Below are 11,946 nucleotides of genomic sequence, written 5' to 3'. Positions count from 1 at the left end.
ACCTCCTAGTTAAATAAAAAAACCTCTCAGCTAAGGAGAGGTTTTTTTACAACCAGCTCCTTATCTGTCAGCGTAATGCTGCGAGAATTAGCACCGTGTCTACAATTGTAGATCGGTTGCCGGGTTTCGTCGGGCTCGTCCCTCCACCTGCTCTTGATAAGAAGTATTTAGAAATGTTTAAATTTTTAAGATAACTGAATTTTGTCAGATATTTTTCATGTTGTCAATTACTTTTTAAAAAAATTTAATTTATCAATTCGATTAATGGCTTCTCGTAATCTATCTTCTGTATGCAAGAGACCAACACGGACGTACCCTTCGCCATGTTCACCAAATCCAACACCAGGAGCAACTGCAACATGTGCTTTTTCTAGTAAAATATCAGCAAATTGCTCAGAAGTATATCCTTTTGGAACGGGAAGCCATGCAAAGAATGACCCTGTTGGAATGTCTACATTCCAACCAATTGAGTGACAAGCTGAAATAAGAGCGTTTCTTCGAGATTCGTAACTATTTACAAGGTCTATGACGCAAGACTGTGAACCTAATAGTGCTTCGCGGGCAGCATCTTGAATGGCACCAAAAATACTAACATACATATGATCTTGTAATAAGTTAATGGTTTCAATGACACTTTCATTCCCTACTGCAAAAGCGATGCGCCAGCCAGCCATATTGAAAGTTTTCGATAATGTGTAAATTTCGATTCCTGTATCTTTGGCACCATCTGCTTGTAAGAAACTAACAGGTTTTTGACCATCGAATCCAATCGCACCGTAAGCAAAATCATGAACGACTAATATATTATGTTTATTAGCAAAATGAATGGTTTCATCAAAGAAATCTTTTGATGCAGTAGCACCGGTCGGATTATTTGGATAGTTTAAAAACATTAATTTTGCACGCTCGGAAATAGAGTCATCGATTTTCGTATAATCTGGTAAAAAATTATTTTCTGCAATAAGCGGCATTGTTTCAAATTGTGCTTTCGCTAAAGCAACTCCTGATAAATAATCTGGATAGCCTGGATCGGGAACGAGAATCGTATCACCAGGGTTTGTAAAACAAACTGGTAATTCTACTAATCCAGCCTTTCCACCAAATAAAATAGCAACTTCAGTTTTTGGATTTACTACTACATCATATTCACGTTGATAGAATGTTGCCACGGCTTCTTTTAAACTTTCATGTCCGCGAAATGGCGGATATTTATGATGAATGGTCTTTTCTGCAGCATCTTGTAAAGCTTTTACGATATGCTGCGGTGTTGGTTGATCTGGATTACCTTGACCTAGATTAATAACATCGTGACCAGCTGCAACGACTTTATTAACTTTTGCAACAAGTGAAGCAAAAAATTGTGTTGGCAATGATGTTACTATCTCAGAAGGTTGAAATAATTTCATACTTTCCACCTCTTTTGAAAGTTGTTACAATTCTAGTGACAAATGATATAATCTTTCCAGTATTTTGTAAAGAAAAAAATGAGAATGGGGCTGAAAAAATGAAAGTCGCATGTATTCAAATGGATATTGTCTTTGGAGATGTAGAAAAAAATATTGAGAATGCTAAAAATAAAATAAGTGAAGCGATGAAAGAAAGACCAGATGTTATTGTTTTACCAGAACTATGGACAACAGGTTATGATTTAACGAGACTCTCTGAAATTGCAGATAGGGATGGATTGGAAACGAAAGAAAAGTTGATAGAATGGTCGAAACAATATGGTGTACATATTGTTGGTGGTTCTATAGCAAAGCAAACGGAACAAGGTGTTACAAATACAATGTATGTTGTAACGAATAAAGGAGAACTAGTCAATGAATATAGTAAAGTGCATTTATTTCAGCTTATGGATGAACATAAATATTTAATCGCTGGAAATCGTACTGGTGAATTTAAGTTAGATGATGTAGAGTGCGCCGGCACCATTTGCTATGATATTCGTTTTCCGGAGTGGATGCGTGTTCATACTGCTAAAGGTGCAAAAGTTTTATTTGTTGTAGCTGAATGGCCATTAGTTCGTTTAGCGCATTGGCGTTTACTATTACAAGCAAGAGCAGTTGAAAATCAGTGTTATGTTGTAGCATGTAATAGGGCAGGGAAGGATCCAAATAATGAGTTTGCTGGCCATTCTTTAATTGTCGATCCTTGGGGTGAAGTTGTTGTAGAAGCGAATGAAGAAGAATCAATTCTATTTGGAGAGCTTACATTCGAGAAAATTAAAGAAGTACGCAAAGGAATTCCAGTTTTTGCAGATCGACGTCCAGAATTATACAAATAAAATGTTGACAAGTGATTTTTATTCTTGGTATAGTCTTCAACATAAAGTTAAAAATTCTAAAAAATTATACAACTCTTATCAAGAGCAGGTGGAGGGATTTGGCCCGATGAAGCCCAGCAACCGACCGTAATACCATTGTGAAATGGGGCGTTTATGACGCCAAAAGGCACGGTGCTAATTCCAGCAGAAAGTAAAACTTTCTGGCAGATAAGAGGGGAGAAGATAAACTTCAAACCTCTTTCTTAGTGGAAAGAGGTTTTTCTACGTCAGAAAAACCTCTGAATGAAAAAAGGGGGAGAAGACGATGGGATATTATGCATTAACTGAAATAACAGCTATACAATATGCGAAAGAACACGGTTATTTTGAAAAGAAAGCAAATGTAGTTTGTCATGAAATTGGAGATGGAAATTTAAATTACGTGTTCAAATTAGATGATGGAGAGAAGTCAATTATAATAAAACAAGCACTACCATATGCGAAAGTAGTTGGTGAGAGCTGGCCGTTGTCTATAAAAAGAGCAACGATTGAAAGTAAAGCATTACAAATTTTCGCGAAGTATGTACCTGAATATGTGCCGGTAGTGTACAGTCATGATGAAGAGTTAGCAGTAACAGTTATAGAAGACTTATCAAGGCTAACCATTACAAGAACAGGATTAATAGATGGAGAGGAGTATCCACTTTTATCTCAACATATTGGTCGTTTTCTAGCACATGTTTTGTTTTATACTTCAGATTTCGGGTTAGAGTCAGAAGAAAAAAGGGTACTAGAAGGTACATTTGTAAATCCAGACCTTTGCAAAATAACAGAAGATTTAGTGTTTACAGATCCGTTTGGGCATTACGATACGAATGATTATGAGCCGGAGTTACAATTGGCTGTAGATGAACTATGGAGTGATAAAACTTTAAAACTAAAAGTAGCGCAATATAAATATAAATTTTTAACGAGAAAAGAGGCACTCATTCATGGAGATTTACATACTGGAAGTATTTTTTCATCACCTTCTGAAACGAAAGTGATTGACCCAGAATTTGCAACGTATGGTCCATTTGGATTTGACATCGGGCAATTTATTGCAAATCTATTATTAAATGCTCTATCTAGAGAAGAAGAACAGAGAGGTGTATTATTTTTTCATGTAGAGAAGACATGGAGTTATTTTGTAGAAACTTTTACGAAGTTATGGATTGGAGAAGGTGTAGAAGCATATACGAAAGAAAAGCAATGGCTACCAATTATTTTGCAAAACATTTTTACGGATGCCGTCGGGTTTGCAGGATGTGAGCTTATCCGTAGAACAATTGGCTTAGCACATGTAGCTGATTTAGATGAAATAACAAATAAAGAAACGAGAATTCAAGCTAAGAAACAAGCGTTATCCTTAGGGAAAGAACTAATAAAATATGAGTCTAAGAACGCCGATATTCAACTGTTCCGAACATTATTTCAACAGACAGTTTCTGGAGGGATAAAAGCATGAGTACAGTTGTTACGATTCCGAGGTCTGTCAGTTGGAAAGGTGATGCCATTGCAGTATTAAATCAAACAAAGTTGCCGCATAGCACAGAATACAAAACATTAACGACGATTGAAGAGGTATGGAAAAGTATTGTCATGCTAGAAGTAAGAGGAGCACCTGCAATTGGAATTGTAGCTGCATTTGGCTTGGCGCTTGCATCAAAAAAATATACTACTTTACATATTGAAGAATTTCAAAAGAAGTTTAATAGAGATTGTAATTATTTAGGGACGTCACGCCCGACAGCAGTCAATTTATTTTGGGCAATCGATCGTATGAGAGAATCTATTCAAGAAATTACTACAATAAAAGAAGCGCAAAAAATATTAGAAGAAGAAGCGCTTCGTATTCAGCAAGAAGATGAAGCGGTATGCCGGAGTATTGGAGAACATGCATTAACATGCTTTAAAGACGGTGATAACATTTTAACAATTTGTAACGCTGGCAGTATTGCAACTGCTAGATATGGTACTGCATTAGCACCGTTTTATATTGGGAAAGAAAAGGGTGTACGGTTACATGCGTATGCGTGTGAAACGAGACCGGTTTTACAAGGCGGACGTTTAACGACCTGGGAATTAAAACAGGCAGGTATTGATGTAACACTTATTACAGATAATACGGCAGCTCATGCTATTCAAACGAAAGAAATCAACGCAATTATTGTAGGAGCGGACCGAATTGTCGCAAATGGGGATACAGCAAATAAAATCGGAACGATGAATTTAGCTATATTAGCAAAGTATTTCGATATCCCGTTCTACGTTGCAGCTCCACTATCGACATTTGATATTACGAAACAAACAGGTGCAGAAATTGTTATTGAAGAAAGAGATGAAACAGAAGTTACGAAAATTTTTGGGAAACAGGTGGCACCAGTTGGAACTACTGTTTATAATCCTGCATTTGATGTAACACCAAATAAATTAATTACAGGTATTATTACTGAGAAAGGTATTATATGCGGAGATTATAAGCGAGAAATTGCATCATTGTTTGAAAAAACAAGCTAATACTTAATAGCTTGTTTTTTTATGCCTAAATGTGTTCTTTTCTCTTATTTATATAATGAAAGGAGGAGAAAAAGATGGAAGAGTGGATCAAGATGATAGGTAATGTAGGGTTTCCTATTGTTGTAACATTATATTTACTTCATCGAATTGAAAGTAAATTAGATGGGGTAATTGTTGCAATAGAGAAGTTGCCAAGGCAATTACTAAAGTACGATGATCCTCGCGATAAAAAATAAAGTTTGCTCTTCGTGAGCAAACTTTATTTTTTATTGAGCGGTATAACCACCATCGATAACGACAGCTTGGCCAGTTATACCTTTAGCTTTTTCGCTCGCTAAAAACATCGCATAATCAGCAATCTCTTGTACTTGTAATAAGCGTTTTTGTGGGACAAGTGGATAAATGACATCCTCTAAAACATTTTCGAGTGGTACATTTCGTGTAGTGGCCAAGTCTTGTAATTGATTCCGTACGAGAGGGGTATCGACATAACCGGGACAAAGTGCATTAACAGTAATTCCGTGAGTAGCCCCTTCTAAAGCGGCAACTTTTGTTAATCCAATTACACCATGTTTTGCGCTATTATAAGCAGCTTTTCCAGCGAATCCAACGAGGCCATTAATGGAAGCTACATTAATAATTCGGCCATATTTTTGCTTTTTCATAATGGGAAAGGCATGCTTAATGGCGATAAAAGGAGCGATTTGCATAATTTTAATTAGTAGCTCGAATTTTTCGGTTGGAAAATCTTCAATTGGTGAAACGTGTTGCATTCCTGCGTTATTAATTAATATGTCTAATGAACCGAAATGATTAACAGTTTGGGAAATGGATGCTTCTATTTCTTCTTCGGATGTAACATCACATTTTAAGCCGATAGCTTGAAAGCCCTCTTTTTGTAGTTGTTCAGCAGCTTCTTTTGCACGCTCTTCAAGACGATCGGTAATAACAACTTTTGCCCCTTCTTTTGCAAAAGCGTTTCCCATTTCATATCCAATACCACTTGCAGCACCTGTTAAAAAAACAACTCGATTTGTAACCATGATGAAAAACATCCCTTCATAATAAAGTTCTCATATTGCTCTATTTAGAGAGTGGATAAGAAAAATCCTGCAAAGGTTTGGAAAAATATTGCTAGCTATCTTGTTTTGCAAAATAGTCTTTGCTATACTATTTTGTAAAGCAAGATACTTACGCTTATCTATCTTGTAAAACAAGATAGTAGGAGGATTTGAATTATGTCGACAAGTCAAATGCTGAAAGGGATTTTAGAAGGATGCTTACTTGCTATTATTTCTGAAGGTGAAATATACGGTTATGAAATGAGTGAGAAGCTAGCAAAGTATGGCTTTACAATGGCGAGTGAGGGAAGTATTTATCCGTTATTAATACGAATGCAAAAGGAAGGATTCATAAAAAGTGTAATGAAGGAATCCCCATCTGGTCCAAAACGGAAGTATTACACGTTAACAGAAGATGGCGAAGATGCACTGGATGAATTTATGGATCGCTGGGAAGCGATGCAAAGTAGTGTGGAACGTCTACTTGAAGGAAAGGGGAGAAGAAGATAATGCTATCAAATGAAGCACGAAAGTTTTTATTAGATATGAGGTTGTTTTTGACTGCAAAGAGTGTGAAAGAAAGCGATATTGAAAGCTTTATTGAAGACGCAGAACTTCATTTAATAGAAGGTGAGAGTGATGGGAAAAGTGTAGAAGAAATTTTCGGAAGCTCACCGAAAGAATACGCAAATGAACTTGTAAAAGTGATGGAAAGAGATAGACAGGAAACGTGGAAGCAAATTGGTTTTACAGTAATGAATATCGTATCGTTTTGGATTATTGCTTCTATTCTAATAGTGAATAACGGACTATTACAGATGTCACTTATTCAGTGCGTTGGATATAGTTTGTCATTAATTTTAGTTGTGATAGGTCCTAATTTTCTACTTCGCAAAATGACTTTCGTAACAAGTTTTACAAAAACATGGTTTGCTATGTGGTCGTTAGTCATAATCGCACCAATGTTTCTAATAGGGGCTGTAACGATATTAGATGTGATTTATCCTACAAAAATGTTTATATTCACCCAAATGCAAAGTTATATATTAGCTGGTGGTATTTTCATCATTACAGTAGCAATAAATATATATTTTAATGGATGGTTTAAAAACTTATATTTAATCATCCCGCTTTCGATTATGTTACTGTTTAAAACATTTACATCAGAAGACCTTGTTCCAATGTTATTTCAAATTATATGTTTATACGGAAGTTTATTTATTTTAATTTTCCTTGAAATTATGATGAAGACGAATAGAAGAGAAACGGTTTAATAAGGGAGGGATGATCATGAAGATTTCTAAAGAAGGAGAAAAGTTTTTAATCGATACGAAAGTGTATTTAATAACAAAAGGAATGAAAGAAGAAGATGTGGATGCCTTTCTAGAAGATGCAGAGTTTCATTTAATTGAAGGTGAGAAAGAGGGAAAGACGGTAAGTGATATATTTGGTAATTCGCCAAAAGAGTATGCGGAAGAATTAGCGAAAGAGATGGAGAAGGATAAAGGCGGGAGTATAAAAAGTATCTTAGGAATGATAATTGGTATTGGCGGGTATTGGTTACTTACAAATATTTTATTTGGAAATCCGAATCAACAATTTACGTTAACAAATGTACAGTTAATTGGTTATCCTATTGTTTTAATTATTACGATTATTGGAACGATTGTTGCGTTTAGAATGTCTTCTTTTAAAAGTAAATTAGTAGAGTTTGGAATTATTTATGTAATAGTGATGATACCTATTTTATTATTAGTGTTATTAATGTTTATGAATAAATGGTATGGGACGCCAATTTTACAATTGTCGACAATGCAGACATATATATTAGCAGTAACTATATTTTTATTACTTCTTATTGGTGAAGTATATGTTCTTGGTTGGATGGGTGTTGCGGTACTTATTGTTCCTCTTGCGATTATGTTCTTATTTAAAGACTTAGAAGAAAGAAATGTATTTTGGGGAATTGCAAAGATCTTACTTATGTATGGAAGTATATATGGATTAATGAGATGGTCTTTAAAAATTGAAGAGAGAAAAAGTGTAAATTAGTTGAATTCTAATTTTTATTAAGAGGAGAACTAATATGCAAAGTATATTTTAAGGTATATTGTCTATTGTATTTTTAGGTTTAGCGATTTTCAGGTTATGTTTTGTTCTTCGGTTTAATAGGTAAAGGGCTGCTCTGGATATGCAAAAAATTATTTCCAAAGAAATATTATATAGAGATTTTTAGAGTAATTGTATTTATGTTTAGTTGTATATTTGCATCCGTTGCAGCCGGAATTTGGTTTATTGATTGGAATCTATTGTTTTAAACAGTAACAAAATTGTTACTGTTTTTTTCTTTGCAATAAAGAGCTTTGTAAAGAGAGTGCTTTTTGTTCGCTCGTTAATAGAGACTGAATATGGACATTTTCAGGGCGAGGGACGATCGGATACATAAGATTTGTTGGAGAAGGATGGTGCTCCGAGCCAGTTGGGGAATGAGGATCTGCGTGAGTAAGTTTTCCGTGAACACGTCTTGTAAATAAAATATGACCAATTTCATGAGCGAGCGTATATATATTTTTCATAGGAGCAGCCGAGTTTGTTAAAACGATATACCCTGTAAGTTGCTGTTGTTTTGCTAAAGAGTAGGCACAGGCAATTACTGCTGTTTCTTTAAAATAATCACTGCCAATATAACAAATGTAAAGATCGCATTCAGGAGCTTCATTTACACAAGTTTGAAAAAAGGATGCTAATTTTTCCTGACTTTGAATAGAATCTTTATAACTAATTTCACGGTCAGAAAAGCGGAAGAGTTCATTTAAAACAATTACTTCTTGAATTTGAAATGTAATCGGGTGCCAAATTGACTCTGCAACTGCTAAATCCTTTGCAATACGGTCATCAGAAATATCGGCGCCTGGAGTAATGCAAATACATATATTGACGTATGGATCCATAAGGAACACCTCAACTGAAAAAATTCTTCCTATAATATATGTTGGGAAAAGATCCTACGTATGGATAAACGCCTTGTTTATTACAAGTCGAAAAAATTTCATAGTTCTATAACATGGTTTGGCCGTCTTTTTGATATAGTAAAGGAAAGGGGGAGAATATATGTATACATTAAAAATCGTTTCAGACAGAGAAGCTCTTTATCAATTTGCAAGTTATGTAAGAGTTGTACAAGGAGTGGAAGATGTATATGTAGAGGTGGGAGAACCTTTATACGAACATCCATTAATGAAATTTTATGTACATATTAAGCTTGAGGAAACATATGAGCAACATAAAGCGTTACAAGAAATAGCAAGATTAGTAGAATTAGGGCGTTTTACATATGTCCATTATCGTAATGATGAAATAGAAGAAGCTTTTGAAGCTGTAAAATATGAAAGTTTTAAGAAATAAAGGTGAAAAAAGGAGGCGAAAGCTTCCTTTTTTTCTTTAAAATTACATCAACAAAAGGAGAAAAATTTTGTTATGATAAGGGAGGGTGAGGAAAGGAGAGTTTACATATTGGGGTATATTGAAGAGTTACGCAAAGTCGTTGGTACAAGGCCGCTTATTCTAGTAGGATCAGCAATTATTATCTTAAATGATAATCAAGAAGTATTGCTTCAATATCGTTCAGATACATATGATTGGGGTGTACCTGGTGGAACGATGGAGCTAGGAGAAACGACAGAAGAAACTGCTCGCAGAGAACTATTTGAAGAGACGGGACTAAATGCGAAAATTATGCAATTTATCGGGGTTCTTTCGGGAAAAGAAGTGTACTTCCAATATCCAAATGGAGATGAAATTTTTAATGTCATTCATCTGTATCAGGGACATCATGTGAGCGGGGAGTTAAGGCTTGACCATGAAGGATTACAGCTTCAATATTTTCCGGTAGATAAGTTACCGAATTTGAATAAAACAACAGAGAAAATTTTACAAAAATTTCTATATGCATTAACAGAATAGAAGGTTAATTCCTTCTATTTTTATTATATTAAATATTTTGATTTTTTAGTATGTTTATAGTATGATAGGTGTAGACATACATCTTATGGAATTTCACCTAAAAACTGACTAGGGTACATAAGAGAGGGGCAAGTGCAAAATGCATAATGTTGTTATTACAGCTGCAGTTCGTTCGCCAATTGGAACTTTTGGGGGAGCGCTAAAAAATGTAACGCCAGTAGAATTAGCTGTTCCTGTACTTCAGGAAGCTGTAAAACGAGGCGGGGTAGAACCACACGAAGTGGATGAAGTGATTTTAGGTCATTGTATTCAAAGAACTGATGAAGCAAATACGGCGAGAACGGCTGCATTAGCGGCAGGATTTCCTGACACAGTTACGGGCTATACAATCCAACGCCAATGTTCTTCAGGTATGCAAGCAATTATGTCGGCTGCAATGCAAATTCAATTAGGTGTAAGTGAAGTTGTCGTTGCAGGTGGAGTAGAAGCAATGAGTTCAAGCCCTTATGCATTGAAACAACACCGCTGGGGACAACGCCTACAACACGGAGAAATTCGTGATACGGTGTGGGAAGTATTAGAAGATCCGATTCATCATATTATGATGGGGGAAACAGCGGAAAATTTAGTTGAACAATATGAAATTACAAGAGAGGAACAAGATGAAGTTGCGCTTCGCAGTCATACATTGGCACTGAAGGCAATCGAGTCTGGATACTTTGACGATCAAATTGTTCCTATTACAATAAAAGAACGTAGAAAAGAAGTAGTATTTTCGAAGGATGAACATCCACGTGCTGACATTACAGCAGAAAAATTAGCAGGATTAAAACCAGCTTTCCGTAAAGGCGGATCTGTAACGGCAGGGAATGCATCTGGCCTGAATGACGGAAGTGCGGTTCTAGTATTAATGAGCGAAGAAAAAGCGAAAGAAAAAGGCTTACAACCGTTAGCTAGAATTGTTGGATATTCAGTAGCTGGAGTAGATCCGAAAATTATGGGTATTGGACCAGCACCAGCAATTCGTAAAGGATTAGAAAAAGTAGATTGGTCATTAGAAGATGCAGATTTACTTGAAATTAATGAGGCTTTCGCTGCACAATACTTAGCTGTAGAAAAAGAATTAGGTTTAGATCGTGAAAAAGTAAATGTAAACGGTAGTGGTGTAGGACTTGGACATCCAATCGGTTGTACAGGAGCTCGTATTACTGTAAGTTTAATTCATGAATTGAAAAGACGCGGGTTAGAAAAAGGAATTGCCTCTTTATGCGTCGGTGGCGGTATTGGGGTAGCATTATTTATAGAAGCACTATAAAAAAGAAGCAGCAATCGCTGCTTCTTTTTTTATGATTCAAATAAATGATGAAATAATCGATCACGATTTTCAAAGAAAAGTTTCGTCGTTTGGTAATGCTCAGTTTCTTCTAATGTGGATTCATGAATTCCTTCTTGTGTTAAAGAATATATAGTAGATTCAGGATAAGCCATTAAAATAGGAGAATGCGTTGCGATAACAAATTGTGAACCTTGTTCCGCTAGTTCATGCATTCGAATGAGCATAGAAAGTTGTCTCATTGGTGATAGAGCGGCCTCGGGCTCATCTAAAATGTATAAGCCTTGTCCTGAAAAACGATTCATAAATAAGGAGAAAAATGACTCACCGTGTGATTGGGCGTGTAGTGAAGTACCACCATATGAGTCAATAATTGGATTTCCACGTGCTTCTGAATCGGCATCCATTTCATCAATATAAGAAGCAACGTTATAAAATGATTCGGCACGAAGAAAGAAACCGTCATTTGGTGTATTGAAACTTTTGGAAATTCGAAGGTATTCATGTAAAGATGAATGGGAATCGTTTGTACTAAAACGGAAGTTTTTCGTTCCACCTTCTGCATTAAATCCTAACGCAATTGCAATCGCTTCGAGTAATGTTGACTTCCCTGTTCCGTTTTCTCCAATAATGAATGTTACATTTGGATGGAAAGCTAGTGATTGTAATGTTCGAATAGCGGGTAAACAGTAAGGATATGCGGAGAAACTAGGGATATTTTCTTTTTTTAATGTGACATTTTTTAAAAAGGGTACGTCAATCAATAT

At 35.7% G+C, this 11,946-nt stretch carries 14 protein-coding genes, 1 pseudogene and 2 riboswitches; of the genes and pseudogenes, 11 read left to right on the top strand and 4 right to left on the bottom strand.

What is annotated here, in order from left to right:
• Positions 1–57: 57 nt before the first annotated feature.
• A riboswitch (SAM riboswitch) is annotated at positions 58–163 on the bottom strand.
• 64 nt (positions 164–227) lie between these two features.
• Entirely contained in the window at positions 228–1,406 is a 1,179-nt protein-coding gene (locus tag MR147_RS17735; protein ID WP_074606883.1) for a pyridoxal phosphate-dependent aminotransferase, read from the bottom strand.
• A 14-nt stretch (positions 1,407–1,420) separates the two neighbouring features.
• Between MR147_RS17735 and MR147_RS17730 the strand changes: the two genes are divergently transcribed.
• The 4 genes from MR147_RS17730 to MR147_RS17715 all read left to right on the top strand — a co-directional run bounded on the left by MR147_RS17730 (position 1,421) and on the right by MR147_RS17715 (position 5,058).
• Positions 1,421–2,284 (top strand): carbon-nitrogen family hydrolase, encoded by an 864-nt coding sequence (locus tag MR147_RS17730; protein WP_044821791.1) that lies wholly within the window; start codon positions 1,421–1,423, stop codon positions 2,282–2,284.
• Between the two features lie 72 nt (positions 2,285–2,356).
• Positions 2,357–2,498, top strand: a riboswitch (SAM riboswitch).
• A gap of 90 nt (positions 2,499–2,588) precedes the next feature.
• Positions 2,589–3,770 carry an S-methyl-5-thioribose kinase gene (mtnK, locus tag MR147_RS17725; protein ID WP_074606881.1) on the top strand — a complete coding sequence of 394 codons (1,182 nt, stop codon included), beginning with the start codon at positions 2,589–2,591 and terminating at the stop codon, positions 3,768–3,770.
• Positions 3,767–4,822 carry an S-methyl-5-thioribose-1-phosphate isomerase gene (gene mtnA, locus MR147_RS17720; RefSeq protein WP_000109056.1) on the top strand — a complete coding sequence of 352 codons (1,056 nt, stop codon included), beginning with the start codon at positions 3,767–3,769 and terminating at the stop codon, positions 4,820–4,822. The genes mtnK and mtnA overlap by 4 nt, the downstream gene beginning before the upstream one ends.
• A gap of 74 nt (positions 4,823–4,896) precedes the next feature.
• Positions 4,897–5,058 (top strand): YvrJ family protein, encoded by a 162-nt coding sequence (locus MR147_RS17715; protein WP_000393329.1) that lies wholly within the window; start codon positions 4,897–4,899, stop codon positions 5,056–5,058.
• A 30-nt stretch (positions 5,059–5,088) separates the two neighbouring features.
• On the opposite strand, the gene MR147_RS17710 is transcribed toward MR147_RS17715, so the two are convergent.
• Complete coding sequence (locus tag MR147_RS17710) at positions 5,089–5,865, bottom strand: 3-hydroxybutyrate dehydrogenase (RefSeq protein ID WP_000258436.1); 777 nt, start codon at positions 5,863–5,865, stop codon at positions 5,089–5,091.
• A gap of 195 nt (positions 5,866–6,060) precedes the next feature.
• Here MR147_RS17710 and MR147_RS17705 point away from each other — a divergent pair, with 195 nt between their 5' ends.
• From MR147_RS17705 to MR147_RS17690, 4 genes and pseudogenes are all read left to right on the top strand, one after another.
• The gene (locus MR147_RS17705; protein WP_000107964.1) at positions 6,061–6,393 is read left to right on the top strand and encodes a PadR family transcriptional regulator; all 333 of its coding nucleotides are present in this window, start codon (positions 6,061–6,063) and stop codon (positions 6,391–6,393) included.
• Entirely contained in the window at positions 6,393–7,157 is a 765-nt protein-coding gene (locus MR147_RS17700) for a DUF1129 domain-containing protein (RefSeq protein ID WP_074606879.1), read from the top strand. The genes MR147_RS17705 and MR147_RS17700 overlap by 1 nt, the downstream gene beginning before the upstream one ends.
• A 16-nt stretch (positions 7,158–7,173) precedes the next feature.
• The gene (locus MR147_RS17695) at positions 7,174–7,935 is read left to right on the top strand and encodes a DUF1129 domain-containing protein (RefSeq protein ID WP_074606877.1); all 762 of its coding nucleotides are present in this window, start codon (positions 7,174–7,176) and stop codon (positions 7,933–7,935) included.
• A 55-nt stretch (positions 7,936–7,990) separates the two neighbouring features.
• Positions 7,991–8,201, top strand: a pseudogene (locus MR147_RS17690) (DNA-binding protein).
• 15 nt (positions 8,202–8,216) lie between these two features.
• Here the strand turns inward: MR147_RS17690 and MR147_RS17685 are convergent.
• Positions 8,217–8,834 (bottom strand): ImmA/IrrE family metallo-endopeptidase, encoded by a 618-nt coding sequence (locus MR147_RS17685; RefSeq protein ID WP_000371613.1) that lies wholly within the window; start codon positions 8,832–8,834, stop codon positions 8,217–8,219.
• A 160-nt stretch (positions 8,835–8,994) separates the two neighbouring features.
• On the opposite strand from MR147_RS17685, the gene MR147_RS17680 reads away from it, so the two are divergent.
• The 3 genes from MR147_RS17680 to MR147_RS17670 all read left to right on the top strand — a co-directional run bounded on the left by MR147_RS17680 (position 8,995) and on the right by MR147_RS17670 (position 11,161).
• Positions 8,995–9,288 carry a DUF3928 family protein gene (locus MR147_RS17680; protein ID WP_000288327.1) on the top strand — a complete coding sequence of 98 codons (294 nt, stop codon included), beginning with the start codon at positions 8,995–8,997 and terminating at the stop codon, positions 9,286–9,288.
• A 108-nt stretch (positions 9,289–9,396) separates the two neighbouring features.
• Entirely contained in the window at positions 9,397–9,846 is a 450-nt protein-coding gene (locus MR147_RS17675) for an NUDIX hydrolase (protein ID WP_139302726.1), read from the top strand.
• Positions 9,847–9,985: 139 nt separating this feature from the next.
• Entirely contained in the window at positions 9,986–11,161 is a 1,176-nt protein-coding gene (locus MR147_RS17670) for an acetyl-CoA C-acetyltransferase (RefSeq protein ID WP_000552088.1), read from the top strand.
• Positions 11,162–11,190: 29 nt separating this feature from the next.
• Here MR147_RS17670 and MR147_RS17665 read toward each other — a convergent pair whose 3' ends face one another.
• Entirely contained in the window at positions 11,191–11,943 is a 753-nt protein-coding gene (locus tag MR147_RS17665) for an AAA family ATPase (RefSeq protein WP_074606873.1), read from the bottom strand.
• Positions 11,944–11,946: the final 3 nt, after the last annotated feature.

The sequence above is a fragment of the Bacillus cereus group sp. BfR-BA-01350 genome (assembly GCF_022663775.1).
GTDB lineage: Bacteria > Bacillota > Bacilli > Bacillales > Bacillaceae_G > Bacillus_A > Bacillus_A paranthracis.
The sequence above is the reverse complement of the archived record's forward strand: the minus strand, read 5'-3'. Positions and strand labels throughout refer to the sequence as shown.

What these genes read in the sequence shown, in the direction of transcription:
- MR147_RS17735 (WP_074606883.1), bottom strand. Translation starts at nt 1,406, where the DNA reads ATGAAATTATTTCAACCTTCTGAGATAGTAACATCATTGCCAACACAA.
- MR147_RS17670 (WP_000552088.1), top strand. Translation starts at nt 9,986, where the DNA reads ATGCATAATGTTGTTATTACAGCTGCAGTTCGTTCGCCAATTGGAACT.
- MR147_RS17695 (WP_074606877.1), top strand. Translation starts at nt 7,174, where the DNA reads ATGAAGATTTCTAAAGAAGGAGAAAAGTTTTTAATCGATACGAAAGTG.
- MR147_RS17700 (WP_074606879.1), top strand. Translation starts at nt 6,393, where the DNA reads ATGCTATCAAATGAAGCACGAAAGTTTTTATTAGATATGAGGTTGTTT.
- mtnA (WP_000109056.1), top strand. Translation starts at nt 3,767, where the DNA reads ATGAGTACAGTTGTTACGATTCCGAGGTCTGTCAGTTGGAAAGGTGAT.
- MR147_RS17710 (WP_000258436.1), bottom strand. Translation starts at nt 5,865, where the DNA reads ATGGTTACAAATCGAGTTGTTTTTTTAACAGGTGCTGCAAGTGGTATT.
- MR147_RS17705 (WP_000107964.1), top strand. Translation starts at nt 6,061, where the DNA reads ATGTCGACAAGTCAAATGCTGAAAGGGATTTTAGAAGGATGCTTACTT.
- MR147_RS17680 (WP_000288327.1), top strand. Translation starts at nt 8,995, where the DNA reads ATGTATACATTAAAAATCGTTTCAGACAGAGAAGCTCTTTATCAATTT.
- MR147_RS17685 (WP_000371613.1), bottom strand. Translation starts at nt 8,834, where the DNA reads ATGGATCCATACGTCAATATATGTATTTGCATTACTCCAGGCGCCGAT.
- mtnK (WP_074606881.1), top strand. Translation starts at nt 2,589, where the DNA reads ATGGGATATTATGCATTAACTGAAATAACAGCTATACAATATGCGAAA.
- MR147_RS17715 (WP_000393329.1), top strand. Translation starts at nt 4,897, where the DNA reads ATGGAAGAGTGGATCAAGATGATAGGTAATGTAGGGTTTCCTATTGTT.